The sequence below is a fragment of the Pseudomonas sp. 43A genome, assembly GCF_013363935.1.
Lineage (GTDB): Bacteria > Pseudomonadota > Gammaproteobacteria > Pseudomonadales > Pseudomonadaceae > Aquipseudomonas > Aquipseudomonas crudilactis.
The window spans coordinates 3,322,470-3,347,012 of sequence record NZ_CP054880.1; the positions used below are offsets into that span (position 1 = coordinate 3,322,470).

Annotated in this window: 10 protein-coding genes (1 of these 10 cut by a window edge); 5 read left to right on the plus strand and 5 right to left on the minus strand. The window is 61.7% G+C overall.

From position 1 onward, the window contains the following. From HUW52_RS14535 to HUW52_RS14545, 3 genes are all read left to right on the plus strand, one after another. Positions 1 to 10,842, plus strand: partial view of a non-ribosomal peptide synthase/polyketide synthase gene (locus HUW52_RS14535; RefSeq protein WP_175554030.1) — the 3' portion only. It extends 7,005 nt beyond the left edge of the window; the window shows 10,842 of its 17,847 coding nt (coding positions 7,006-17,847); its start codon lies off the left edge, out of view; it ends in the stop codon at positions 10,840 to 10,842. A 66-nt stretch (positions 10,843 to 10,908) separates the two neighbouring features. Beyond that, on the plus strand, positions 10,909 to 12,057 hold the full coding sequence (gene macA / locus HUW52_RS14540; protein ID WP_095118444.1) for a macrolide transporter subunit MacA: 1,149 nt from the start codon (positions 10,909 to 10,911) through the stop codon (positions 12,055 to 12,057). 2 nt (positions 12,058 to 12,059) lie between these two features. Then, on the plus strand, positions 12,060 to 14,018 hold the full coding sequence (locus HUW52_RS14545; RefSeq protein ID WP_175554031.1) for a MacB family efflux pump subunit: 1,959 nt from the start codon (positions 12,060 to 12,062) through the stop codon (positions 14,016 to 14,018). Positions 14,019 to 14,322: 304 nt separating this feature from the next. On the opposite strand, the gene HUW52_RS14550 is transcribed toward HUW52_RS14545, so the two are convergent. Beyond that, positions 14,323 to 15,069 (minus strand): helix-turn-helix transcriptional regulator, encoded by a 747-nt coding sequence (locus HUW52_RS14550; RefSeq protein WP_175554032.1) that lies wholly within the window; start codon positions 15,067 to 15,069, stop codon positions 14,323 to 14,325. A gap of 136 nt (positions 15,070 to 15,205) precedes the next feature. Further along, complete coding sequence (locus tag HUW52_RS14555; RefSeq protein ID WP_175554033.1) at positions 15,206 to 16,792, minus strand: sensor domain-containing diguanylate cyclase; 1,587 nt, start codon at positions 16,790 to 16,792, stop codon at positions 15,206 to 15,208. A 211-nt stretch (positions 16,793 to 17,003) separates the two neighbouring features. On the opposite strand from HUW52_RS14555, the gene ycaC reads away from it, so the two are divergent. After that, positions 17,004 to 17,636, plus strand: coding sequence for an isochorismate family cysteine hydrolase YcaC (ycaC, locus tag HUW52_RS14560; protein WP_007916011.1), 633 nt, complete (start codon positions 17,004 to 17,006; stop codon positions 17,634 to 17,636). Positions 17,637 to 17,723: 87 nt separating this feature from the next. Here ycaC and HUW52_RS14565 read toward each other — a convergent pair whose 3' ends face one another. Together HUW52_RS14565 and HUW52_RS14570 are read right to left on the minus strand one after the other, a co-directional pair. Next, positions 17,724 to 18,695: an alpha/beta hydrolase gene (locus HUW52_RS14565; RefSeq protein ID WP_198431116.1), complete on the minus strand. Its 972-nt coding sequence runs from the start codon at positions 18,693 to 18,695 to the stop codon at positions 17,724 to 17,726. A gap of 231 nt (positions 18,696 to 18,926) precedes the next feature. Beyond that, a complete protein-coding gene (locus HUW52_RS14570; protein ID WP_175554034.1) occupies positions 18,927 to 20,183 on the minus strand; it encodes an MFS transporter in 1,257 nt (418 codons plus the stop codon). Positions 20,184 to 20,448: 265 nt separating this feature from the next. Between HUW52_RS14570 and HUW52_RS14575 the strand changes: the two genes are divergently transcribed. Further along, positions 20,449 to 21,996 (plus strand): sensor domain-containing diguanylate cyclase, encoded by a 1,548-nt coding sequence (locus tag HUW52_RS14575; protein WP_175554035.1) that lies wholly within the window; start codon positions 20,449 to 20,451, stop codon positions 21,994 to 21,996. On the opposite strand, the gene HUW52_RS14580 is transcribed toward HUW52_RS14575, so the two are convergent. After that, the gene (locus HUW52_RS14580; RefSeq protein ID WP_175554036.1) at positions 21,958 to 24,420 is read right to left on the minus strand and encodes a PAS domain-containing protein; all 2,463 of its coding nucleotides are present in this window, start codon (positions 24,418 to 24,420) and stop codon (positions 21,958 to 21,960) included. The two genes, HUW52_RS14575 and HUW52_RS14580, sit on opposite strands and share 39 nt — an antisense overlap. Positions 24,421 to 24,543 lie beyond the last annotated feature (123 nt).

The following is a 24,543-nucleotide window of genomic DNA, read 5'->3' on the forward strand; positions in this document are numbered from 1 at the left end:
TTGCGTGACCGCTTCACCATCGATAACTACCGCATGCCCGTCACCGAGGCACCGCTGATGCGCGTGGTGTACAGCCGTGATGCCGTCAATCAACGGGTGGTGGCGTTGTTGCTGTTCCATCATTTGGTCATGGATCACGTCGCGCTCGAGGTGTTGCAGCACGAGATGCAGGCGTTTCTGCTCGACAACGCCGGGCACTTGAGCGAACCGGTGCCGTATCGCAACTACGTGGCGCATACCAAGGCCGGTGTGAGTGAACAGGAGCACGAAAGCTTCTTCCGCGAAATGCTCGGCGCGATCGATGAGCCGACTTTGCCCTATGGTCAGAATCTGGCCCATGACGGGCCCGCGCAAGAAGCGCAGTTGACGCTGGAAAACACACTCAGCCACAGCGTAAGGCAACAGGCACGGCGCTTGGGTGTCAGCGCTGCCAGCCTGATGCACCTCGCCTGGGCGCAGGTGCTGGGGCAATTGTCCGGGCGCGACGCCGTGGTGTTCGGCACGGTGTTGCTCGGGCGATTGCAGGGCGGTGAAGGATCGGAGCGGGCGCTGGGTGTGTTCATCAACACCTTGCCGCTGTGCATCGAACTCAATGCGCACAGCGTTAAAGGGGCGGCGCTGGCGACCCATCAACGCTTGAGTCAGTTGCTTGCTCACGAGCACGCGCAACTGGCGCAGGTGCAGCAGTGCAGCGCGATGCCGGCGGGTACGCCGCTGTTCAGCACGTTGCTCAACTATCGTCACAGCACCCCGGTCGGGCCGATATCGGCCGAGGTGCAAGCGGCGTGGCACGGCATGCAATTGCTCGATGCCGAGGAGCACACCAACTATCGCCTGACCCTCAGCGTTGATGATCTCGGCGAAGACTTCCGCCTGAAGGTATTGGCCGGTGCGGGGATTGATGCACAGCGTATCTGCGGGTACATGCAGGGTGCGTTGTGCACCTTGATTGATGCGCTGGAGCACACGCCGCATGTGGGTTTTGATCGGTTGTCGATTCTGCCGGTGCACGAGCGTGAACAGTTGCTGGCGGGCTTCAACGCGACCGGGGCTGACTACCCAAGTGGGCTGACGATTGCGCAGCGCTTCGAAGCGCAGGTCGCCGAGCGTCCGCAAGCCGTGGCCGCGCTGTTTGGCGGACAGCCACTGACGTACTTGCAGCTCAATCGTCAGGCCAATGCGTTGGCGCATCACTTGATCGCCATCGGGGTGAAAGCCGATGACCGCGTGGCCATCGTTGCCCGTCGGGGTCTGGATACGTTGGTCGGTCTGGTCGCCATCCTCAAGGCTGGTGCCGGCTATGTGCCGATCGATCCGGCGCATCCCGCCGAGCGGATCAGTTATTTGCTGAGCGACAGCGCACCGGTCGCGGTGCTCACGCAAAGCGATCTGCACGAGAAACTGCCGCAACTGAAGGTGCCAGTGATCGATGTCGACCTGTGCGCCTGGCCAGCGCAGGCGCAACACAACCCTGCGGTGCCGGACCTGAGCGCTACGCATCTGGCGTACGTGATCTACACCTCGGGTTCGACCGGTCTGCCCAAAGGGGTCATGGTCGAGCATCAGACGCTGTCCAATCTGGTCGACTGGCACTGTGAAGCGTTCGACCTGCGCGCCGGCAGCCACACCTCAAGCCTTGCCGGATTTGGCTTCGATGCGATGGCGTGGGAAGTCTGGCCGGCCCTGTGCGCGGGCGCGACGGTGCATCTGGCTCCTACTCACGACGGCGCGGAAGACGTCGATGCCTTGCTCGACTGGTGGCGCGGGCAACCACTGGATGTGAGCTTCCTGCCAACGCCGATTGCTGAGTACGCGTTCAGCCAGAACTTCGACCATCCGACTTTGCATACGCTACTGATCGGTGGCGATCGCTTGCGTCAGTTCAGCCGTCAGCAGCGCTTCGCGGTGATCAACAACTACGGCCCGACCGAGGCCACTGTGGTCGCCACTTCGGGACGTATTGAAGTCGGTGCGGCGTTGCACATCGGCCAACCGGTGGCGAACGCGGCGGTCTACTTGCTCGACGAGCAGCAACGTCCGGTGCCCATGGGCGTCATGGGCGAGTTGTACGTCGGTGGGGCGGGGGTGGCCCGGGGTTATCTGAACCGCGCCGACCTGACCACCGAGCGCTTCTTGCGCGACCCGTTCAGCCCCTTGCCGAATGCGCGCATGTACCGCACCGGTGACCTTGCCCGCTGGCGCGAAGACGGCTCGCTCGACTACCTGGGGCGTAACGACGACCAGGTAAAAATCCGTGGCATGCGCATTGAATTGGGAGAAATCGAGACCCGCCTCAATCAGCTCCCCGGTATCAACGAAGCGGTGCTGCTGGCCCGTGAGGACCAACCCGGCCAGCCGCGACTGGTGGCGTACTTCACCGAACAGACCGGGGCCGAGCCACTGGCAGTGGGCGACTTGCGCGCACAGCTGTTGACGCAGTTGCCGGATTACATGGTGCCGGCAGCGTTTGTCCGGCTCGAGGCTTTACCGCTGACCGCCAATGGCAAGGTCGACCGCAAGGCGTTGCCGAAACCGGATCTGGCCGCGTTGCCGACCCGCGAATACGTGGCGCCGCAAGGCGAGCTGGAAACCGCACTGGCACAGATCTGGGCCGAAGTGCTGCAAGTCGAACAGGTCGGTCGTCACGATCATTTCTTCGAACTCGGCGGTCATTCGCTGTTGGCGATGCGCATGGTCTCGCTGATCCGTCAGCGCCTCGGCGTGGAACTGGCGCTGAGTGACCTGTTTGCCGACGCGCAATTGAGCGCAGTCGCTGAAGTATTGAATCGCGCCGGGCGCAGTGCGCTACCGGACATTGTGCCGGCACCGCGTGATCAACCGTTGCCGATGTCCTTCGCCCAACAACGTCTGTGGTTCCTGGCGCAGATGACGGGTGGCAACTCGGCGTACAACATCCCCATTGGCCTGCGTCTGCGCGGTCGACTTGACATCGATGCCCTGCAAGCGGCGCTGGCGCAAATCGTTGCCCGCCACGAAACCCTGCGCAGCCGTTTCATCCGCATCGACGCCAGCGCCCACGTGTCGATTGCTCCGGTCGACAGCGGTTTGCTCTTGCGCGTGGAAGATCTGCGCCAGGACTTGCAAGCCGATCACACCGTGCAGGGATTGATGGCGCAGGAAGCCTCGACAGCGTTTGATCTGCACAACGATCCGTTGATTCGCGGACGGTTGGTGCGCCTGGCCGACGATCACTGTGTGTTGCTGTTGACCGTGCATCACATCGTCGCCGACGGCTGGTCGATGGGCGTGCTGACCCGCGAGTTGACGGCGTTGTATCAAGCGTTCAGCCACGGTCAGCCTGATCCGCTGCCGCCACTGACCTTGCAATACGGTGACTACGCCGTGTGGCAACGTCAGTGGCTCAGCGGTGAAGTGCTGCAGCGGCAAAGCGACTATTGGCAGCAGACCCTCGACGGCGCGCCGGCCTTGTTGACGTTGCCCACCGATCGCCCGCGACCGGCGCAGCAGGATTACACCGGCGGCAACGTCGAGGTGTTGCTGGACGAACGCTTGAGCACTGGCCTTAAAACGTTGAGCCAGCGTCACGGCGCGACCCTGTTCATGACCTTGACGAGCGCCTGGGCGCTGTTGATGAGTCGTCTGTCCGGGCAAACCGATGTGGTGATCGGTGCGCCGGTGGCCAACCGCAGCCGCGCTGAAATCGAAGGCCTGATCGGCATGTTCGTCAATACGCTGGCCGTGCGCATCGACACCTCGGGCGCCCCGAGCGTCGAAGCGCTGCTGGCACAGGTCAAGGCGCGGACACTTGAGGCGCAGGCGCACCAGGACCTGCCGTTCGAGCAGGTGGTGGAAATCGCCCGACCGGTGCGCAGTCTGGCGCACAGCCCGTTGTTCCAGACCACGCTGAGCTGGGACAGCAGCGTCGGCCCGCAACTGGCGTTGGGCGAGCTGACACTGGAGGGTGTTGCCGGGCCGGGCGAGGTCGCCAAGTTTGACCTGACGCTGACACTGGGCGAGGTCAACGGGGTGATTCGTGGCACGCTGAACTACGCCACGGCGCTGTTCGATGCGCTGACGATCAAGCGTTACATCGGCTACTTCGAGCGTCTGCTCGACGCGATGGTTGCCGATGATCAAACGGTGCTGGAACGTGTGCCATTGCTGGCAAACGACGAGCGCCAGCGCTTGCTGTACGACTTCAATGCCACCGCGCGTGACTACCCGCAAACACTGACCGTGCACGGAATTTTCCAACAGCAGGCTGCGGCGCATCCCAAAGCTGTGGCAGCGGTGCATGGCGCACATTCACTGAGCTACTTTGAGCTGAACGCTCAGGCCAACCGTTTGGCCCATCATTTGATCGTCGAAGAGGGCGTGCAACCGGGCGACCACGTGGCGATCCTGCTGCCGCGTTCGCTGGAGTTGCTGGTGGCGCAACTGGCCGTTGCCAAATGCGCGGCGGCCTATGTGCCGCTGGACATCAATGCACCGAGCGAGCGCCAGGCGTTCATGGTCGAGGACTGTCACGCAGTGGCGCTGTTGACCTTGAGCGGCGAAGTCATCGACTACGCCGCACCGCGTATCGATCTGGACATGCTGACCCTCAGCGGCCAGCCGACGCACAATCCGAACCTGTTGCAGTCGTCGGAGACGCTGGCATACATCATGTACACCTCGGGTTCCACCGGCACGCCGAAAGGGGTGATGGTGCCGCATCGGGGCATCGGCCGCTTGGTGCTTAATAACGGTTATGCCGATTTCAATGCTCAGGATCGTGTGGTCTTCGCCTCGAACCCGGCGTTCGATGCTAGCACCATGGACATCTGGGGGCCGCTGCTCAATGGCGGTCGCGTAGTGATCATTGACCATCAAACCCTGCTCGATCCGAATGCCTTCGGCCGCGAACTGAGTGCCAGTGGCGCGACGATCCTGTTCGTCACCACCGCGCTGTTCAACCAGTACGTGCAATTGATTGCGCAGGCGCTCAAGGGCTTGCGCATCCTCTTGTGTGGCGGTGAACGTGGTGATCCGGCGGCGTTCCGTCGTCTGTTGGCCGAAGCACCCGCGTTGCGCATCGTGCATTGCTACGGCCCGACCGAAACCACCACCTACGCCACCACCTTTGAAGTGCGCGAAGTGGCAGAAAACGCCGAGAGCGTGCCGATTGGCGGGCCGATCGGCAATACGCAGGTATACGTGCTCGATGCCTGGCAGCAACCGGTGCCGCTGGGCGTCACCGGCGAGTTGTACATCGGCGGGCAGGGTGTGGCGCTGGGTTACCTGAACCGGCCGGATCTGACTGCCGAGAAGTTCCTCCGCGATCCGTTCAGCGAGACGCCGGGCGCGTTGCTCTATCGCACCGGCGACCTTGCGCGCTGGCTGGCGCCGGGGCAACTCGACTGCATCGGCCGCAACGACGATCAGGTGAAAATTCGTGGTTTCCGCATCGAACTGGGGGAAATCGAAAATCGCCTGCTCAATTGCCCGGGGATCAAGGAAGCAGTGGTGCTGGCGCGCCGTGACGGTCAGGACAGCCCGCGTCTGGTGGCGTACTACACGGCGCACGATGAGCAATTGGACAGCGCTGAACTGCACGCCCAATTGCACGCGCGTCTGCCGGAATACATGCTGCCGACAGCGTGGGTGCAACTCGATGTCTTGCCGTTGAACAACAACGGCAAGGTTGATCGCAAGGCGCTGCCGGCACCGACGCAGGAGGCGCTGCTCAGTCGGGCCTACGAGGCACCGGCCAATCCACTCGAAGCAAGCCTGGCGCAGGTCTGGGCCGAGGTGTTGCAGGTCGAACAGGTCGGTCGCCATGACAACTTCTTCGAACTCGGCGGCCATTCATTGCTGGCCATGCGCATGCTCTCCCAGGTGCGCCAGCAATTGGGTGTGGAACTGGCGCTGGCCGATCTGTTTGCCAACCCGGAACTGGCGGCAGTCGCTGACGTGTTGAGTCAGGCCGAACGCAGCAGTTTGCCGCAGATTCTGCCGGCGCCGCGCGATCAGGTGCTGCCGTTGTCGTTCGCCCAGCAACGCTTGTGGTTCCTCGCGCAGATGGACGGCGGCAATACCGCCTACAACATTCCTTTGGGCCTGCATTTGCGCGGCCGACTCGACGCTGTGGCCCTGCAACGGGCATTGGCGCGGATCGTCGCTCGTCACGAAACCCTGCGCAGTCGTTTCAGACAATTGAATGACGAAGCACAGGTTTTGATTGCCCCGGTTGACAGTGGCCTGCCGCTGATCGAGGAAGATTGGCGGCAACAGCCGCAGAGCGAAGAGGCCTTGCGCACCTTGCTCGAAACAGAAGCGCGCGCGCCGTTCAACTTGCAGGATGACGCATTGATTCGCGGGCGGCTGGTGCGTCTGGCCGATGATCACCATGTGCTGTTACTGACGATGCACCACATCATCTCCGACGGCTGGTCGATGGGCGTGCTGACCCGCGAACTGATGGCGCTGTATCAGGCGTTCAGCCGTGGCGAGGCAGATCCACTGCCAGCGCTGGCCTTGCAATACGCGGATTACGCGGTGTGGCAGCGGCGCTGGCTCAGCGGCGAGGTGCTGCAGCGCCAGAGCAATTACTGGCAGCAGACGCTGGCCGGTGCCCCGGCCTTGTTGAGCCTGCCGACCGACCGTCCGCGCCCGGCGCAACAGGATCACCACGGCGGCAGTGTCGAGATCGTGCTGGACACGCAGACCAGCGTCGGTCTCAAGGCGTTGTGTCAGCGCCACGGCGTGACGCCGTACATGGTGCTCATGAGCGCCTGGGCAATGTTGCTCGCGCGCCTGTCCGGGCAATCCGATGTGGTCATTGGCTCGCCGGTGGCCAACCGCACCCGCGCCGAAATCGAAGGGTTGATCGGCATGTTCGTCAATACCCTTGCGTTGCGCATCGATACCTCGGGCGATCTGACCGGTGCAGCGCTGCTGGCACGGGTCAAGGCGCAGACGCTGGCGGCGCAGGCGCATCAGGATCTGCCGTTCGAACACGTGGTGGAAATTACCCGGCCGGTGCGCAGCCTTTCCCACTCCCCGTTGTTCCAGACCCTGGTGAGCTGGGACAGCAGCGTCGCGCCCGCCCTGGCGTTGGGCGGTCTGACGCTGGAAGGTCTGGCCGGGGAAAATCACTTTGTGAAGTTCGACCTGTCGCTGAGCCTGGGGGAAAACCCGCAAGGCATCCGTGGCGCACTGCGCTATGCCACGGCGTTGTTCGATGAGGCGACCGTACAGCGTTTTAGCGGTTACTTGCAGCGCTTGCTGGCGGCGCTGGTCAGTGATGATCAGACCGTGTTGGCGCAGGTCAATCTGCTTGCGGCGGATGAACAGCAGCGCTTGCTCGGTGATTTCAACGCGACGCAAGTCGATTGCCCGGTCGAACAACCGGTCCAGAGCCTGTTTGAAGCACAGGTGCGTCGTCAGCCGGACGCCATCGCCGTGCAGTCGGGCGAACACAGCCTGACCTATCGCGAGCTGAATGCCCGTGCCAACCGCCTCGCGCATCACCTGCGTGAGCAAGGCGTGGGGCCGGATGCGCGGGTGGCGCTGTGCGTCGAGCGTGGACTCGATCTGGTGGTCGGGCTGCTCGGCATTCTCAAGGCCGGTGGTGCCTATGTGCCGCTGGACCCGACTTACCCGGCGGAGCGCCTCGACTTCATGCTTAGGGACTGCGCGCCGGTGGTGGTGTTGGTACACACCGCCACCCGATCGCTGTTCGTCGAGAGCGAAGTGGCGCTGATCGATTTTGACCAATGCACCTGGCACCAACAATCGGCGAGCAATCCGCAGGTGTCTGGCCTGACGCCTTCGAATCTGGCGTACATGATCTACACCTCGGGTTCGACCGGTACACCGAAAGGCGTGATGCTCGAACACCGTGGCCTGTGCAATCTGATGCATTGGGGCTCGCAGATCTGCTCGCCGACCCCGGAAGGCGCGTTGTTGCAGAAAGCGCCGTTCAGTTTCGATGGCTCGGTGTGGGAGTTCTTCTGGCCGCTGACGGCCGGTGTGCGCCTGGTGCTGGCACGGCCCGGCGGCCATCGGGAACCGGCGTATCTGGCGCAAGTGATTCGTCAGCAACGGATTACGGTGGTCAAGTTTGTGCCGGCGCTGTTGCAGCAATTTCTAGAACTGCAGGATGTCAGTGAATGCACCAGCCTGACCGATGTTTTTTGCGGTGGCGGCGAGCTGACGGCGGCGCTGGCCGCTGCTGTGCGCCAGCACCTGCCGTGGGTGCGCCTGCATAACGTGTATGGCCCGACCGAAGCCACGGTCGACAGCACGGCATGGACACTGGAACCGCACATGCCCGTGCCGTCCACTGAATTGCCGATCGGCAAAGCCATCTGTAATACCCGCCTGTATGTGCTCGATGCCCATGACCAACCGGTGCCGCTGAGCGTCATTGGCCAGTTGCACATCGGCGGTATCGGCGTGGCGCGAGGGTATATGGGACTGCCGCAGATGCAGGCCGAGCGCTTTATCGACAGTCCGTTCGTGGCCGGCGATCGCCTGTATCGCACCGGCGATCTGGTGCGTTACCGCGCTGACGGCAACCTCGAATTCCTCGGGCGCAACGACTTCCAGGTCAAGCTGCATGGTTTGCGTCTGGAGCTCGGTGAAATCGAAGCGCGGTTGATCCAGCATCCGCAGGTGCGCGAGGTGGTGGTGCTGATGCGCGACGAGCGTCTGGTCGCGTATTTCACTGTCCGTGACGGCAGTGCAGTGCCCACTATCGACACGCTGCGCGCGTTCATCCTTGAACAATTGCCCGAGTACATGGTGCCGGGCGCGTTTGTCGCGCTCGACGTTTTGCCGTTGAGCCCAAACGGCAAGATCGACCGTCAGGCGCTGCCGGCACCGAGCTTGGACGCGGTGCTTAGCCGCCACTACGAAGCACCGCAAGGCGAGATTGAAACCTTGCTTGCGCAGGTGTGGGGCGAGGTGCTCAAGGTCGATCAGGTCGGGCGCCATGACAACTTCTTCGAATTGGGCGGGCATTCGCTGCTGGCGATTCGTCTGGTCAACCTGCTGCAACGTGCGGGGCAACAGGTGACGCTGGCGGAGCTGTTCCAGCGTCCGAGTATCGAAGCGCTGGCCGCGTTGCTCAGTCAGCGCAGCGAAGCGCCCGAACATCCGGAAGGACTGGTCGTGGTGCGACCGGGCGAGGGCGGCAATGCGCTGTTCCTGATTCATGAGTTCAGCGGCCGGGACGTCTATTTCCCGGCATTGGGCCTGCATATCGAGGGCGAATTTCCGATTTACGGTTTACCCGGCGTGCCACTGGGGCAGCCGCAACTGCGCACCCTCGAGTGCATGGCCGCGCGGCTGGTCGGGATTATCCGCTCGGTGCAACCGCATGGGCCGTATCGTCTGGCCGGGTGGTCGTTCGGCGGCTTGCTGGCGTATGAAGTCGCGCAGCAATTGCTCGGTCTCGATGAGGCGGTGGCGTTTGTCGGCCTGCTCGATACCTACGCGCCGCATCCGGCCAGCCAGGATAAAACCCGCTGGAGCGGCGAGCATCGCGACAAGCGTCAATTGCTTGAGCACTGCCGCGCGCGTTCGCAGATGCGTGGAGAAGAAGGGCTGCCAGCATTGACTGACGTCGAAAGGCTTGAGGCTGAAGTCGAGCTGATCGGCTTCGACGAACTATTTCAGCGCTGCTGCGAAGAGCAATTGCCTGACCCGGAACTGGCTGCACTGTCGGCGGCGGATGCCTGGAGTTACTTCGATCGTGAGGCCGCTCATGGCCTGGCGCTGGCGCATTATCGGGTCAGCCCGGCCAGCCAGCCGGTGCACTTGTTCCGCGCGCAGGGATTGATGCCGGGGCAGGCACAGCCGAGTCCGACCCGTGGCTGGGAGCAGAAAGTCGCCAGCGACTGGCTGCACTGCATCGATGTGCCGGGGGATCACCGCAGCATGATGAAAAACCCGGATATCCAGGCACTCGGCCAGGCCTTGAGTCAGGCGATGGCCGCTGCGCAGGCCCCGGAGCCACAGGCCTATCAGCCGCTGTTGACGATCCAGAGCGGGCACGCCGGGCATGCGCCGATCTTCTGTGTGCCGGGGGCGGGCGACAGTGTCACCGGGTTCATTCACCTGACCGAAGCGCTCGGCCCGGAATGGCCGATCTATGGCCTGCAACCGCGCGGGCTGGATGGCAGCGGCGTGCCGCACAGTCAGGTAGAAGCGGCAGCCGCGTGTTATCTGCAAGCCGTCGAGCAGTTGTATCCGCAAGGCCCGGTGCACCTGATCGGCCATTCGTTCGGCGGTTGGGTCGCGCATGCCATGGCGGCGCAGTTGCAGGCGATCGGGCGCGAGGTGGCGTCGTTGACGCTGATCGACAGTGAATCGCCCGGCGGCAACGGTACGGCGGGCAAGCCGTACACCACGACTGCCGCGCTGGAACGTTTGATCGAGACGCTGCAACTGTCCAGCGGCAAGTCGTTGGGCATTGATCCGCTGGCGTTCGCCGAGGCTGATGACGCCACGCAAATGCGCCTGTTGCACGAGGGCATGGTGCGTGCCGGTGTGTTGTCTGCGCGTTCGTCAGCGCAGGCGATGTATGGCCCGGTGCGCACCTTCGCCACGGCCTTGCGCACGGTCTATCAACCGCAACGGGCCTACACCGGGCCGGTGCGGCTGGCGCTGGTCGATGACCCGACGCTGGATGCGTGGGGCAATCAGCGCGAGCAAGCGGCGATGGTCGAAGGCTGGCAACGCCAGGTTGCGGATCTGGCGGTGTGGTACGGGCCGGGCAACCACTTCACGATTCTCAAGGCGCCCAACGTCTTCAGTCTCGCGGCGTGGTGGCATGACGGCCTGAAAGTGCCGGCCGGGCAAGTGGTTTCCTGATTGTTGTTTATCTACCAGAGCCCGGCCGCTGGCCGGGCTCACCCCTGAACGGACTTGTGGTTATTTATGGAAAAGTCGAAGTTGCGCAAAGTCGGTATGGGTCTGGCGTTGGTGGCAGTGGCGGGATTGGCGTTCTACGCGGTGCAGGCACCGGCCGAGGCGCCGCAATACCTGACCGCGCCGGTTGAACGCAGTGATATTGAAAACGCGGTGCTGGCCACCGGGTTGCTCGAAGGCATCAAGCAAGTGGACGTCGGCGCGCAAGTGTCCGGGCAGTTGAAGTCGCTCAAGGTCAAGGTTGGCGACAAGGTGAAGAAGGGCCAGTGGCTGGCGGAAATTGATCCGCTGGTGTTACAGAACACCCTGCGTCAGGCCCAGGTCGATGAGGAAAACCTGCAAGCGCAAAAACGCGCGACCCAGGCTCAACTGAGGCAGACCAAAGCGATTTACGAGCGCTACAAGAACTTGCAGGACGACGCGTCGATCTCGCGCCAGGATTTCGAAACCGCCGAGTCGGATTATCAGGTGCAGCAGGCCAACCTGATGTCGCTGGATGCGCAGATCAAAAGTGCGCATATCCAGATCGACACGGCCAAGGTCAATCTGGCGTATACGCGCATCGTCGCGCCGATCGATGGCGATGTGGTCGGCGTGGTGACACAGGAAGGGCAAACGGTGATCGCCAGCCAACTGGCGCCGGTCCTGCTGAAACTGGCGGATCTGGACACTATGACGGTCAAGGCGCAGGTGTCCGAGGCCGATGTGATCCACATTGCACCGGGGCAAGAGGTCTATTTCACCATTCTTGGCGAGGACAAACGTTACTACGCGAAATTGCGCGGCACCGATCCGGCGCCACAGAACTTTCTTGAAACGCCGCCCGCCGGTACACCGAAGCAAAGCAGCGCGGTGTTCTACAACGCCTTGTTCGAGGTGCCCAATCCCGACCATCGTTTGCGCATCTCGATGACCGCGCAGGTGCGCATTATCCTCGACACCGCCAAGGCAGTGCTGACCGTGCCGGTGGCGGCGCTCGGCCCGCGCAATGCCGATGGCAGTTTTCCGGTACGGGTGCTGGACGCCAAGGGCCACGCGCAGTCGCGCAATGTGCAGACCGGGATCAACAACAATGTCAAAGTGCAGATCAACGATGGTCTGGCTGAAGGCGATCGCGTGGTCATCGGTGATCCGCTGACCAATGTGGCGGGGGCCTGAGCATGACTGAGCCGCTGCTCCAACTGACCGGCATCACCCGCAGTTTCACCGCTGGCGACCGCGAGTTTCTCGCGCTGAAAAACATCAACCTGACGATCAATGCCGGGGAAATGGTCGCGATCATCGGCGCTTCGGGTTCCGGTAAATCGACGCTGATGAACATCCTCGGTTGCCTCGATTACGCTACCGCCGGCAGCTACAAGATCAACGGCCAGGAAACCCGTGATCTGGACAATCAGGCACTCGCCGAACTGCGCCGTGACTACTTCGGTTTCATCTTCCAGCGTTACCACTTGCTGCCGCATTTGAGCGCGATGCACAACGTCGAGATGCCGGCGATCTATGCCGGCACGCCGCAGCTTCAGCGCCATGCCCGCGCCCGTGAATTGTTGGCGCGGCTGGGACTGGAGGGGCACCTGACGCATCGGCCGAGCCAGCTTTCCGGTGGTCAGCAGCAGCGCGTGAGTATCGCTCGCGCCTTGATGAACGGCGGCGAAGTGATCCTCGCCGACGAACCGACCGGCGCTCTCGACACCGCCAGCGGCAAGGAGGTGATGCGCATCCTGCTGGAGCTGCACGCGGCGGGGCACACGGTGATTCTGGTGACTCACGACCCGAAAGTCGCGGCCAACGCCGAGCGCATCATCGAAGTCAGTGACGGCGAAATTCTCAGCGACCGCGCCAACGAGCGCGACACCACGCACCTGCTCAGCGAAGAACCGGTGGCACCGAAAGCGGCTGCGTCGCGGCGTTTGGTCGCCAGTCTCGGGTTGTTCAAAGAAGCGTTCGCCATGGCCTGGGTAGCATTGATCTCGCACCGCATGCGTACCTTGCTGACCATGCTCGGCATCGTCATCGGCATCACCTCGGTGGTGTCTATTTCGGCGGTTGGGGAGGGCGCGAAGAACTACGTACTCAAGGACATCGCCGCGATTGGCAGCAACACCATCGATGTCTATCCCGGCAGCAGTTACGGCGACAAACGTGCAGCGGCCATCGAAACCCTGACACCTGCCGATGTCACCGCGCTGAATCAGTTGTATTACGTCGACAGCGCCACGCCGATGATCGGCCGCAGTCTGTTGCTGCGCTATCGCAATATTGACCTGGATGCACAGGTCAACGGCGTCAGCGATCAGTACTTCAAGGTGCGCGGGATCAAGATGGCGGCGGGTATCCCGTTCAGCGAAAACGATGCGCGGCGCCAGGCGCAGGTGGTGGTCATCGATCACAACACCCGGCAGCGCCTGTTCGGGCAAGACGTGGATCCGTTGGGACAGGTGATCCTGATCGGCAACCTGCCGTGCACGGTGATCGGTGTGGCCGCGCAGGATAAAAGCCTTTTTGCCTCCGGCAAGACCCTCAACGTCTGGGTGCCCTACGAAACCGCCGCCGGACGAGTGCTGGGCCAACGATATCTGGACAGCATCAGCGTGCGCATGAAGGACGGCCAGCCGAGCAAAGTGGTGGAAGAGCACGTCACTCAACTGCTGCTGCAACGCCACGGCACCAAGGATTTCTTCACCAACAACCTCGACAGCGTCTTGCAGACCGTGCAGAAAACCAGCCGCTCGCTGGCGTTGTTGCTGTCGCTGATTGCGGTGATTTCCCTGGTGGTTGGTGGTATCGGGGTGATGAATATCATGCTGGTGTCGGTGACCGAGCGTACGCGGGAAATCGGTATTCGCATGGCGGTGGGCGCGCGGCAGTCGGACATTCGTCAGCAGTTTTTGGTGGAGGCGGTGATGGTGTGCCTGTTGGGCGGGGCGATCGGGATTTCCCTGTCGTATGCGATCGGGCATTTGTTTTCGGTGTTTATCAAAGAGTGGGAGATGGTGTTTTCGCTGGCGTCGGTGCTGACGGCGGTGGTGTGCTCGACGTTGATCGGGATTGTGTTTGGCTTTGTGCCGGCGCGGAATGCTTCGCGGCTTGATCCGATCGAGGCGTTGGCGCGGGATTAAAAGCGGCCCTCATCAAACCTGTTGGGGCATTGCTCAGGTCGTGATGTTGGGGGAATTGGCGGTGAATCAGGCATTGGTGCACGTCGCGGGATTGCCCTCACCCTAACCCTCTCCCAGAGGGAGAGGGGACTGATCGCGGTGTTCTTTCGAGTTACACCGACGTGAGATGCCGAGCCGAACTCAGGTTTGAAAAGCACAAAGATCGGCTCCCTTTCCCCCTCGCCCCCTTGGGGGAGAGGGCTGGGGTGAGGGGGTAGATCCAACTGACCCACCCAAATACCAAAGGCGTCGCAATCCCTGCGTATCAAGCCGCACTCGACGCCAACGTCTCCAACGGCGAATACATCCAGCGCATCAACGAATGCCGCCCACTGATGCCCAACTTGATCGCCGCCCGTTTCAGATAACTCTCCACGGTGTTGACCTTCAACGCCAGTTGTTCAGCCAGTTCCGGCGCCGTGCGCCCGGCGAGCAGGCCGACACACACTTCGGTTTCGCGGTTCGACAGGCTCAGGCCCAGTTGCACCAAGCGTTCATCGAAGCGCAGGCGCAAGGTTTCCAGGCCGGTGCCTTCGGCGGCGTCGGATGGGGTCTCTGGCTCGAGGCTGGCCGGTTGCAGGGCGTTGATGTGTTTTTCCACCATCGGCAGCAGCACCGGGGAAATGTCCTGCAACAGGCTGCGCTCCTGCGCGGAGAAGCGCTGCGACTCGCCGTTGCGGTAGACCGAAATCACGTAACGGTAACCGTCCTTGCGCCGGGTCAGATGCAGTTGTGAGGCTTCCGCACTGGCCGAGGCCGGCGGGCTTTGCAAATGATGGGCAGCCGCACTGTGTTCGGAAAATACCGTTTCGGCGAGCAGGGCCGGCTCTTTCAGCGGCTCCGGCTCATTGCGGCTCGACGCGCGGCCCACCGGTTCGACACGCATCTGCCGGATGTGCGTGGCGTCTACCGCCAGTTGCGTCAGGATCAGGTCATGCAGCATGCGCGGAAAGTGCCGGCTGCCGGTGCTCGCGATGACTTTGCCGATGTGGGGGAACAGGTGTGAATTCATATGCGTGTCGTCCATGAGTTGCGTTAATACAAAAATGCCGGCGGTACCGTCGACGATCTCCTTGAGCGACGGAAAACCTCAGGCATTGGATCCTATCCTAGTACAACGTTTGAGCGACGGTTTAATGAAGGTGTTATTAGCTCATAACCGCGACGTCGGGTTGCTTGCCCTGTGAGCGCCAGCAGTTGCGGCCTTGCTGCTTGGCTTGATACAGACAGGTATCGGCCGCTTTCAACAGGGTCGCCGGGGTTACCGTGTCATCGACTGGATGCCAAGTGGTAATCCCGGCGCTGGCGGTGACATAGCCCAATGGATGCCCGGCGTGCTCCAGTTTCAGTGCGCGGATGGCCTGCAGTATGTCTTCGGTAACCTGAATGGCGCCGGCATTGTCGGTGTTGGGCAGCAGCACGGTGAACTCTTCGCCGCCGTAGCGCACCGCCAGGTCGCTCGGTCGTTTGACCGCTTGCTGGATCGCCTGCCCGACAGCGCTCAGGCAATCATCGCCCGCCGCATGGCCATACTGGTCGTTGTAGCGTTTGAAGTGGTCGACATCGAGCATGATCAATGACAGCGCCGAACCCTGTCGCCGCGCCAGACGGATTTCGTCCACCAGCGCGTTGTCCAGGCGTCGGCGGTTGCCCAGCCCGGTGAGGCTGTCGGTCAGCGCCATGTCGCGCATGGTCTGGTGCGCGTAGCGAATTTCCCGCTCCATGGCCATGCGCTGGCGCAACTGATGCAGCACCACCAGGCCGAAACCGCTGAGCACCAAAATCAGAAACACCAGCACGAAGCCGTTTTTCAGCAAATCCTGCTGCCACGGTTCGATGATCGAGTCCCGTGAAAGCCCGGCCTCGACCACCAGCGGATAGGTGGTGAGCGCGCGATAGCCATACAACCGCTCAGTGTCGTCGACCACCGCGCGGACTTGCGCAATACCGGCGTTGGCGTTGGGCAGGTAGACCTTGAAGATCTCGCTGTTGGCCAGGCTTTTGCCGATCACCGAGGCGATGAACGGCCGGCGCACGAGGATGGTGCCGTCGCGTCTGGCCAGCACCAGTGCGCCTTTGTCATCAATCCTGAAGTCGCCGTAATAGTCGACAAAGTAGCTGACCTTGACCGTGCCCAGCAGCACCCCGGCGAACGAGCCATCGGGATTGTTCAGGCGGCGGGATACGGGAATGATCAGGTCATGGGTCGATCGGCTTTCCACCACATCACCGATGCGCACCTGCCGATCATCATGGCTGCGGTGATATTGAAAGTAATCGCGATCGGCATTGTTGGCGGTCTCGGGCGTGACCTCCTTGTCGGTAACGATCCACTGCCCATCCGCCCCGTAGATAAACAAGCCATGCAGCTGCGGCATGATTTTCGATTGCTGCACCAGCAGTTTGTGAATACGCGGCACATTGAGGTTCTGCAGGCCATCGCCTTCGATCCGCTCACTCAGGGCGGCGGTCAGCACATCCATTTGCCGAATGGTGTCTTCGGCATGCTGTGCAGTGGCGCGGGCCAGGTTGGTCACCGAATCGCGCGCGGAGGCGAATGCAGCGCGATAGTCGCGCCAGGTGCGCCAACTCTCGACCGTCAGAAAGGCCAGTACCACCACCAGCATAAAGCTGACCGTAAGGCGGAATGTCGAGCCGGCGCGCACGGCGTTGCGGGCAGAGGCGGCTCTGCTTGGGTCTTCGGTGTTCGGCTCTGGCGGACGGCGTCCGAGCATGAACCTCTCCTTTATTCATACGCAATGCATCGCAACAGTATGACAAGGATCGCCAGGAAGTTCGGAGCGGAGCATGTTTTATTGCCTGATTGTCCTGTTTGAGTGGACGGTGAAACGCTTTTCAGCCGATTTATCCCGTCCCCGTGCGTCAGTAATCTGTACCCAACTTGAACGCAACAACAACTTCAAAAACTCAAAAGGGACGCAGACCATGACCACTCCAACCTACAACCGCCTGAACAAAGACGACGCCATCGTGCTGCTGGTCGACCACCAGACCGGCCTGATTTCCCTGGTGCAGGACTTCTCGCCCAACGAATTCAAGAACAACGTGCTGGCTCTGGCGGATCTGGCCAAGTTCTTCGAACTGCCGACCATCCTCACCACCAGTTTCGAACAAGGCCCGAACGGCCCGCTGGTACCGGAACTGAAAGAAATGTTCCCGGATGCGCCGTACATCGCTCGTCCAGGCCAGATCAACGCCTGGGACAACGAAGATTTTGTGAAGGCGATCAAAGCCACCGGCCGTAAGCAGATCATCATTGCCGGTGTGGTGACGGATGTGTGTGTAGCGTTCCCGACCCTGTCGGCGCTGGCGGAAGGGTTTGATGTGTTTGTGGTGACCGATGCGTCGGGCACTTTCAATACCACCGTGCAACAAGCCGCGTGGAGCCGCATGACTCAGGCCGGTGCGCAGATGATGAACTGGTTCTCGGTGGCGTGTGAGCTGCACCGCGACTGGCGCAACGACATTGAAGGGCTGGGTAATCTGCTGTCGCAGCGGATCCCGAACTACCGCAACCTGATGAACAGCTACTCGGCGCTGACCGCTCAGCAAAAGTAAGCCTGCGCGCTGCAAACGAAAAGCCTGCCCTGAAAAGCAGGCTTTGTCGTGTCTGCGCTTTAAAGCGCTGGCAGCGTTACGATGGCGTTACTTCAGGTTTTGGCTGAAAAACGTGGTCAATTTGGCAAAGGGAATCAGGTTGACCCGGTCGTACAAGTCGACATGGCCGGCCCCTGGAATGATCAGCAGTTCTTTGGGCTCGGCCGCGCGCTGGTAAGCGTCTTCACTGAATTCGCGGGAGTGCGCCTGAGCACCGGCAATGAACAGCAGCGGGCGCGGGGAGATGCTCTCGATGTCATTGAACGGGTAGAAGTTCATGAACTTCACATTGCTGATCAGCGTCGGCATGGTGGTGGTCTGCGGTGAAGCGCCGGCTGGCGTGACCTGACCACGCGGTGTGCGGTAGAAGTCGTAGAACTCGTCACCCACCGCGTTGCCGGTGAGTTTCAGCGGTGTGCCGCCGGTGTAGCGGACCGGGCCGCCCCAGAACTGCGCGTTACGCTGCTGCGCCGCCTGTTCAATGATGGATTGGCGTTGCGCTAGCGTGAGCGAATGCTTGAGGCCGTTACGGTTGGCGGCGCCCATGTCGTACATGCTGACAGTGGCAATCGCCTTCAAACGTGGGTCGATCTTCGCGGCACTGATGGCGAAGCTGCCGCTGCCGCAAATACCGATCACGCCGATACGCTCGCGATCGACCAGTGGGCGAGTGCCGAGAAAGTCCACCGCCGCGCTGAAGTCTTCGGCGTAAATGTCCGGCGCAACCGACTGGCGTGGCAGGCCCTCGCTTTCGCCCCAGAAGGACAAGTCGAACGACAGCGTGACGAAGCCTTGTTCGGCCATTTTGGTCGCGTAGAGATTGGCACTTTGCTCCTTCACTGCGCCCATCGGGTGGCCGACGATGATTGCGGCATTTTTTGACTGTGGGTCGAGGTTTTTCAGGCTGAACAGATTGCCTGCGACCTTCATCCCGTACTGGTTCTTGAAGGTGACCTTTTCCACGGTCACTTTATCGCTGGTGTAGAAGTTGTCTGCGCCGTTCGACATATCGGCTCCCATGGCTGAAAAAGTACTGAAGAGCAGCCCGAAGGCCAAGCAAAAACCTTTCACTGGAATGTCCTTGCGATTGAGGGTTTATTCGTCTGAGCCTGTGCACGAACATTCTCTCGATCAGCGCCTCGGCGCCGAAGTGCATTCCTCTGGATTGCTTGCCTGATCCACTGAATCTGGATTTTCAACGCCGCGCAGACACGAGATGGCGGCAATGAGAGGGCAGGGAAGGGATAGGGATTACACAGAGGATTCGGTGCTGGCCTCGACCAATCCGCTTTCAGCCTGACGACCGCTGCGCTGGGTTTCCGGAACCCCGACCCCAAGCAACACAACCGCCACCGCCGCAATAGCGGCCAGGGTCAGAAACGCCGCGCTGTAACCAGCCTGTTGCACAACGAACCCGGCAAGGCCGTTGCTCAATGCCGCGCCCAGTCCGAAGGCCGTTGTCAGTGCGCCGAGGCTGACATTGAAGTGGCCAGTGCCTTGCGTAAGGTCTTTGACCATGATCGGAAACAAGGCGCCGAACAGACCCGCGCCGACGCCGTCGAGCAGTTGCACCGCGACCAGCCAATAAGCATCGTCCGACAGCGTATAGAGCACACCGCGCAATGGCAGGATCAGAAATCCGGCCAGCAGCAGCGGCTTGCGTCCCCACACATCGGCTTTCGCCCCGACCAGTAATGCCGCCGGCACCATCACCAGTTGCGCCGCGACGATGCAGGCCGAGGTCAGCGGGGTGGCCATCTGCAAATTCGCTTGCGCCAGTTTTTGGCTCACCAACGGCAACATCGCTGCGTTGGCGAGGTGGAACAGCGCACAGCAAATGGCGAACAGCAGCAGCGGCCGGTTGCTCAACAGCACCGACAAACCGGAAGGCTGGCGATGCCCAGCGTCGGCCGGGTCCAGTCCGCGGGCCTGATCATGGTCGATCGCTTCTGGCGATACGCAGGCAATGGCGATGACACTGGCCAGGGCCATGGCCGCCATCAGATAGAACACCGCCACCGGGCCGAACAGATAGGCGAATACGCCGGCGAGGAGGGCGGCGCAGGCATTGCCGGCATGATTGAAGGTTTCATTGCGCCCGGTTCGCCGGGTGAACGCCCGTGGCCCGGTCATGCCCAGGGTAATCGCACAAATGGCCGGGGCGAATATCGACGCGGCCATCGCACTCAGGGTTTGCGTCAACGCCACCCAAGTGAACGACGTCACGAACGGCAGCAGCAGGCAACTGCCGGTCACCAGCAGCGCGGCGATCGCAATCAGCGCACGTTTGCGCCGGCTGTTGTCGACCCAGGCGCCGGCGGGTGTCTGGGTGATCAGCGCGGCGACCCCGGCGATGGTCATCACCAGGCCAATGCTCGCCGGTTCCCAGTGATGCACCGCCAACAGGTAAATGGCCAGGTAGGGGCCGAGGCCGTCGCGCACGTCAGCGAGGAAGAAGTTCAGGCTGTCCAGTGACAGATTATTGCGGCGATCGAGGTCAGCGGCCACGGCGGTGTCTTCAATGTTCGAGGTCTGCGGATGGATTCAACCTCAGCAAGCCTAATGACCAGCGGCCGTGAATATAAGTTGCAGGCCGCTGCCTTGTCGTTGCGAAACAACGCCAAGGGGTTGAAAACGACGTTCCGTCACATGGTTGCTGCGCGTTCGTCGCGCTACTTGTATCCTTGCGCCGGTCGAGGACATACGACCGCTGTTATTGCCTTGAATCAGTAACGGCCGGAACCGGAAACCGGACTTTCCATTAGGTACTTTCGTGAAGCGTGATACCCACCTCGTCATCCTCTTGCTGCTGGTCATCGGCTGCTCCCTGGCGTCGCTGACCATCTGGAAAGTGCTGTCCTCGCGCGATCGCGCGCTGGAGGAAGTCAATGTGCACGGGTTGAACCTGACCCAGGCACTCGAGACCTATTCCGAGGGCATTGTCCGGCAAAGTTCGCTGCTGTTGCTCGGGCTGGTCGAACGCCTGGAAACCGAAGGCAGTGGCCCCACGCAGATCCAGCGCCTGAGTGCGCTGATCAACCGCCAGCAGCCGTTGATGCCACAAATGAGCGGTATCACCATCTATGACCGTCAGGGCCATTGGCTGATGTCGTCCAATCGACCGATCCCGGCGGGGGCCAATAGCAGTGATCGGGCCTATTTCATTCATCATCGTGACGACCCGAGCCGCGAACCTTTTATCGGGCCACCCATCCGTAGCCGCTCCAATCAGGAGTGGGTGATCACCGTCAGCCGCCGTTTCAACGATGATCGTGGCGAGTTCGCCGGGGTGGTGGCCGTGACGTTGGGCGTGGAAAACTTCCTGCGCCTGTTCGGCAAACTCGACGTCGGGCAGGAAGGGGCCATCGGTTTGTCGTACACCGACGGCACGTTGCTGGTGCGCTATCCGTTCCGCGAGCAGGACATGGGCCGCAACTTTTCCAAGTCGCCGATCTACGCCAAGTACCTGGTCGATCAATCGGTCGGCACCGCTTCTTATACCTCCAGCCTGGATGGCGTCGAACGCCTCTACGCCTTCCGCAAAAGCGAGAAATTGCCGCTGATCACCACGGTTGCCATCGGCAAGCGTGAAGCGCTCACCGCGTGGCGTACGGAGGCGCTGTTGTCGGCGGTGGTGGTGGCGGGGTTGTTGGGGCTTACTGGTCTGATCGGTTGGTTTTTGATCCTCGACATCCGGCGCCGGACCCAGATTGAAGGCGAACTGCGCATCGCTCAGCAGCAGTTGCTCGGCTCCAATCGACAGCTGGAACTGTTGGCCATGAAGGATGCGCTGACCGGTCTGGCGAATCGGCGCTGCTTCGACCAGACCCTGGCCACAGAGGCGCGGCGGGCAAAGCGCGACGGCTCATCGCTGGCCTTGCTGATGATCGATATCGACTATTTCAAACTGTTCAATGATGCGCTCGGGCACGTTGCCGGTGACGCCTGTCTGCAAACCGTCGGTCACATGCTGGATGAGTGTGTGCGGCGGCCGTCGGACCTGGTGGCGCGCTACGGCGGCGAAGAGTTCGCGGTGATCATGCCCGACACCGATATTGACGGTGCCGAGGTGGTGGCGCAGCTGATAATCGAGCGCTTGCAGCAAGCCAACATTGCCCACCCCACCAGTCCCGAGACCCGCGTGAGCCTGAGCATCGGCATCGCCGCCGCGCGGGGTCCGCGCCTGGATCCGGTGAGCGCTCTGATCGAGTGCGCCGATCAAGCGCTGTATCAAGCGAAAACGGCAGGGCGCAACAGGTTCATGACATCCACTGCGCAACCCTCATTCGACGTCAATGGACAGCAGGCCACTAACCCGTGACACCAACGTGTCGACGGCAAACGGTTTGGTCAGCACCTGCATGCCCGGGCCGAGTTGACCGTTGCCGATCACCGAGTTTTCCGCGTACCCGGTAATGAACAGGGTCTTCAGCTTCGGCCGGATTTGCCTGCCCGCATCGGCCATTTGCCGGCCGTTCATGCCGCCCGGCAAACCGACATCGGTGATGAGCAAATCGATGTGCGCGCTGGAACGCAGTGCTTCCAGACCTTCAACGCTGTCGGCCGCTTCGAGCAAGTTGTAGCCGAGGTCGTTCAGCACGTCTTTGAGCAGCGTGCGAACGGTGGGTTCGTCGTCGACAATCAGGATGGTCTCACCGGCCTTGGCATGAGGCGTCGCTGAGCTTTGCGTGTCATCCTGATTGCGCTGCGTTTCGCCGAGGTAGCGCGGCAGGTAAATGCACATGACGGTGCCTTGCCCCACGGTCGATTGCACCCGCACCTGCCCGCCGGATTGCTTGGTGAAACCGTAGATCATCGACAGCCCCAAGCCCGTTCCCTGGCCCAGTGGCTTGGTGGTGAAAAACGGGTCGAAGGCCTTGGCGATCACTTCGGCGCTCATACCGGTACCGGTGTCGGCGACCGACAAGCACAGGTATTGTCCTTCGGGCATTTCCCGTACGCGCGCGGATTCCGCATCCAGGATTCGATTGGCGGTCTCGACGGTGATGCTGCCGCCATCGGGCATCGCGTCGCGAGCGTTGATGCACAGGTTGAGCAGGGCGTTTTCCAGTTGGCTGGCATCGACCAGCGCCGGCCACAGATCGGCGGCGGCGACCGTCTTCAGGCGAATACTCGGGCCGACGGTGCGCTGGATCAGTTCGCTCATGCCGGCAATCAGTGCGTTGACTTCAGTCGGCCGTGGATCGAGGGTCTGGCGGCGGGAGAAGGCCAGCAGACGATGGGTCAGGGCGGTGGCGCGTTTGGCGGCGTCCTGGGCGATCTGCATGTATTTGTCGATGTCGTTCAGGCGACCCTGGGCAATGCGTTTGTCCATCAGCTCAAGGGAGGCGCAGATGCCCGCCAGCAGGTTGTTGAAGTCATGGGCCAGACCACCGGTGAGTTGTCCGACCGCTTCCATTTTCTGCGATTGCCGCAACTTTTCTTCGGCCTGCATCAGGTCTGCGGTGCGCGCCGAGACCCGTTGTTCCAGTGTGTCGTTGAGGGCTTTTAACGCGGCGGTGACCCGGTCGCGCTCGGCTTCGACATTGCGCCGGTCTTCGACATCAATGAGCACGCCAGGAAAGCGCAAAGGCGTGCCGTCTTCGGCGCACTCGACGCGGCCGTTCGCTTCAATCCAGGTGTATTGGCCGTCCGCGCCGCGCACTCGGTATTGGTGCGAATAGGCACCTCCACGGGCAATGACTTCGTTGATCGCGGTGGTGAGTCCTTCCCTGTCGTCCGGGTGCACGGTCATCACCACTTGTTCCAGGCTCAGACCGTCAAGACCCCAAGCCGGATTGAGGTCGAACACCCGCGCGAAGGCTTCATCGACGCTGAAACGATCGCTGGGCAGGTGCCAGTGCCAGGTGCCGATAATGGCGCCGGCGGACAGGGCCAGTTGTACCCGCTCGACGTTTTCCCGGGCGACGGCCTCGCTGATGCGCAAGCGTTCTTGCGCGTCGCGGCGCTCGGTGACATCGCTGAAGAAGATCGCAATCTGCCGATCGGCCGGGTCGCCGACACGCACGGCGCGCACGTCGAACCAGCGTTCGAAGGTGTTGGCATAGTTTTCGAAGTTTGCTGGCTCGCCGGTTTTGGCCACATGGCCGTAGGTCTCGAACCAGAATTTTTCGAGGTTGGGCGCAAACTCGGTGACCCACTTGCCCCGCAGGTTGACCCCGGCCTGACGCTCGAACGCCGGGTTGGCCTCGACAAAGAAATAGTCGATGGGTTGGTCGTCGGCGTCGAATTTGACTTTGACGATGGCGAAAGCTGCTTCGATGGTTTCCAGAATGGTGCTGAAGCGCTCTTCACTCTGGCGCAATGCCGTCTCGGCGCTGCGCGAACGGGTCAGGTCGAGCATCGCACCGATCATGCGTTCGGCTTTGCCATCGGCATTGCGGATCAGATGTCCGCGATCCAGGACTTCGGCGTATGAACCATCGTGGCAGAGGAAGCGGTACTCAGCGCTCCAGGTCGTGCCAGAGCCGTCAATGGCCGAGCGAATCGAGGTTGTCACGCGCGCGCGATCCTGCGTGTGAATCTGCGCAAATCGCCAGTCACAGGTCGGCTCGATGGCTGCTGACGCGTAGCCATACGCCTGTTGCAGCGAGTCGTTCCAGATGACCTGATTGGTTTTCAGATCCCAGTCCCAGACGGCGTCGCAGGTCGCCTTGACGGCCAGACGCAGGCGCGTGACCTCAGACTCAAGCTCCTCGCGAGTAAGCTGTTTCAGGATGTTCACCCTTCATGCGTTGATGGTTGGCTTGCGTTCAATTGGCGTGTCTCAAGCCATCGGCCTCACAAGCTTTGTCAGCCATTGACCCGGGGCCCCATGTTTAAGTTGCACACGGGCCAAAGGCACACG

Bases quoted from the DNA above. Each gene is read 5' to 3' on its own strand.
- HUW52_RS14565 (WP_198431116.1), bottom strand. From the start codon at position 18,695: ATGGGAGCCGATATGTCGAACGGCGCAGACAACTTCTACACCAGCGAT.
- ycaC (WP_007916011.1), top strand. From the start codon at position 17,004: ATGACCACTCCAACCTACAACCGCCTGAACAAAGACGACGCCATCGTG.
- HUW52_RS14550 (WP_175554032.1), bottom strand. From the start codon at position 15,069: ATGAATTCACACCTGTTCCCCCACATCGGCAAAGTCATCGCGAGCACC.
- HUW52_RS14545 (WP_175554031.1), top strand. From the start codon at position 12,060: ATGACTGAGCCGCTGCTCCAACTGACCGGCATCACCCGCAGTTTCACC.
- HUW52_RS14555 (WP_175554033.1), bottom strand. From the start codon at position 16,792: ATGCTCGGACGCCGTCCGCCAGAGCCGAACACCGAAGACCCAAGCAGA.
- macA (WP_095118444.1), top strand. From the start codon at position 10,909: ATGGAAAAGTCGAAGTTGCGCAAAGTCGGTATGGGTCTGGCGTTGGTG.